This window comes from Halopseudomonas aestusnigri (assembly GCF_002197985.1).
Lineage (GTDB): Bacteria > Pseudomonadota > Gammaproteobacteria > Pseudomonadales > Pseudomonadaceae > Halopseudomonas > Halopseudomonas aestusnigri.
Genome location: NZ_NBYK01000030.1, coordinates 1 through 2,413, shown reverse-complemented (window position 1 = coordinate 2,413; position 2,413 = coordinate 1). Strand labels below are relative to the sequence as shown.

The following is a 2,413-nucleotide window of genomic DNA, read 5'->3' as shown; positions in this document are numbered from 1 at the left end:
CCTCCCGATAAATCTGCGCTACTCGCCCGCGTAAACGGGGATTAGGTCCGTGCATGCGCCACGTTCGTATTTGCGCGGCAGCGCCGCGCTACTTGAGCAAGCCTTTAGCCGTATTCAGGGTTGGCAAACGCCCCGTGCAGTAGCACTATCAAACCACCGCACTTCTCGCGGCCCCATCGGGAGGCATGGATGCTACATAGACTCGACACATTTCACCTCGAATACCCGACAGCGCGATCACCTGCGCGCAAGCCGACACCGTCGACGAATGGAACATTAAGCCTCGTGCGGCTTAACGTTCCGCACTCGCGGCAGAGCGCTGCTAACTCATTGAAATACAATAAAATACTAGACCGCTCTAATCCGGCGCTATGCCGCGTATTAAAGTTAGCGCGATCTAATCACTGTTAAGCCAGAAAGAGCACTTATGATCAAACTCAAGTCGGTTGAAATAGAAAACTTTAGATCTATTATCGCCCAACCGTTGGCGTTGGACTTTGATGACCTTACAGTGATAGTGGGGCCAAATAACTGTGGAAAGTCTAATATTCTTCGGGGGCTACAGCTGTTCTTTACTGGATTGATTGAAGGGAATCCATATACAACAGAAATAGACTACCCAAAAAGCGAAAGTCTTTCTCCTAAGGCCCAAACAAAGATAACTGTCACTGTTGAATATGATCCTGGAAAGGAAGTTTCAATTAAAAAGGCACTTGAAGAGTTGGAGAAAGAATCCGACCAAAGTAGGCTCGACGAAAATTTAGTTAGATTGCGACTTAGCTACTCGAAAAACGGGGTTGAATCTTGGCAATTCCTCGGGAAGAAGGGGGCAAGAAACATTAGAAAGGACTTGATTCATAGGGTTAAAGAATCCGTAACTCAAGCAATAATATTTAAGTATATTCCAGTCGGAAGGGATTCATTAGAAAGTATTACGCATGAGATAAGTTCGGAGTTGATAAAAACAATATTTAGTGGGTGGAGCGGCGCAGTACAAAAAAGAAAAGAAATTAACGATGCAATTTTTTCGCTTATCGGAAAGCTATCTCCGGAACTTAAGGCATCATCTGGCTCTGTAACGGGTTCAATTAGGCAGGTTTTCTCTGAAATTGAGAATCTCGAATTGAGATTACCATTTGAAAACTTAGAAGAGATGCTGCCAAACCTTATGCCGATTGTCCGTGACACAGCTGAAACAGGCCTAAAGTCGAAAGGAGCAGGAATTCAAACAAGTAGTCTTTTGTTTCTTTTAAAGTATTTGGCGGACAATCACCCTCAGCGTCATAACGCTAGAGTAACATTCATTTGGGCGGTGGAAGAGCCAGAATCGTTTCTGCATCCTACTAAACAAAAGGCTATGGCTGATATGTTGATTGGATTCTCGAAGGAGGTTCAGACGTTAATAACTACACACTGTGCTCATTTTGTTCCGCGAAGTAATGTTGGAGTAAACACATATGTTGTGGAGAAGCAGAATGATGCACCATTTTCAACAATGCTTATTGGGACTGAATACGAACTTGCGAGACAGACACTAGGCGTTTCTTTGCTGGATTCAATGTCCATGTACCCCCTGAATCTAGTTGTGGAAGGCCCCAGTGATGAGATTTTACTTCAGGGTGCGATGGAAAAATTGGCTGAAGATTCACCTTTGTCCCCGTCGGATGTAAAGTTCTTTCCTGCAGGAAATGCGATGTCAGCCACATATCTATTTGAATCCATAAGAAACTTTTCTGACAGTCAGACGATTGTCAAATTGATAATTGACGGTGATGAGGCCGGTAAAAAGGCGGTTGATGGTCTTAATGGTCGAGCTAAAAGAGATGGCATAAAGTGGGACAGCAATAAGGATTACTTCCAACTGGCTTTAGATATTGAGAACCTCCTGTCAGAAAATGTTAAGAGGAAGCTGCACAAAGAAAGACCTGCCCAAGTTCAGCTGGTTGAGAATGTGAACGGAAAGATAACTTCGTTTAAGGTTATAGAGAATAAGAAGTCCAACGCTACTCGGGCTTTAGAAATTGGCGAAAAAGATGACTTGGCAAACTTTAAGGATTTATTTGATAAAATAGCAGCATCAATGGCTTAACAAGTCAAAGCACACGGACATGATAAAGCTGTCATCTTTTTTGTTCCAAAAAAGCCGCCAACTTCACCATGCCGGTGTTTGAGGCGTTAATGCGAAAACAGCACCGGAAGCATTGGCGCCCCTGAAATACCCAAGCTGTGCTCTACCGCCAAAATGCACAACCAACGCACGGCCCCGGGTCCCCGTTTACGCGGGCGAGTAGCACAGGGCTGGCGGGAAATAGGACGGCAGCATGTCTGAGGCTCAATGAGCCGAGTTCTGCCGGCCCCCGTCAGACCGAGCAACGCAGCGAACCCGAAGGGCCGCGTAGTCGGGGTGGCCTTT

General features: G+C 45.5%; 1 protein-coding gene. It reads left to right on the top strand.

The genetic code is table 11. The features are described 5' to 3' along the window. Positions 1-427: 427 nt before the first annotated feature. Positions 428-2,089: an ATP-dependent nuclease gene (locus B7O88_RS17715; protein ID WP_088278106.1), complete on the top strand. Its 1,662-nt coding sequence runs from the start codon at positions 428-430 to the stop codon at positions 2,087-2,089. The last annotated feature ends 324 nt before the right edge of the window (positions 2,090-2,413 follow it).

Excerpts from the sequence above, each read along its gene's own strand:
- B7O88_RS17715 (WP_088278106.1), top strand. The coding sequence starts at position 428 with ATGATCAAACTCAAGTCGGTTGAAATAGAAAACTTTAGATCTATTATC.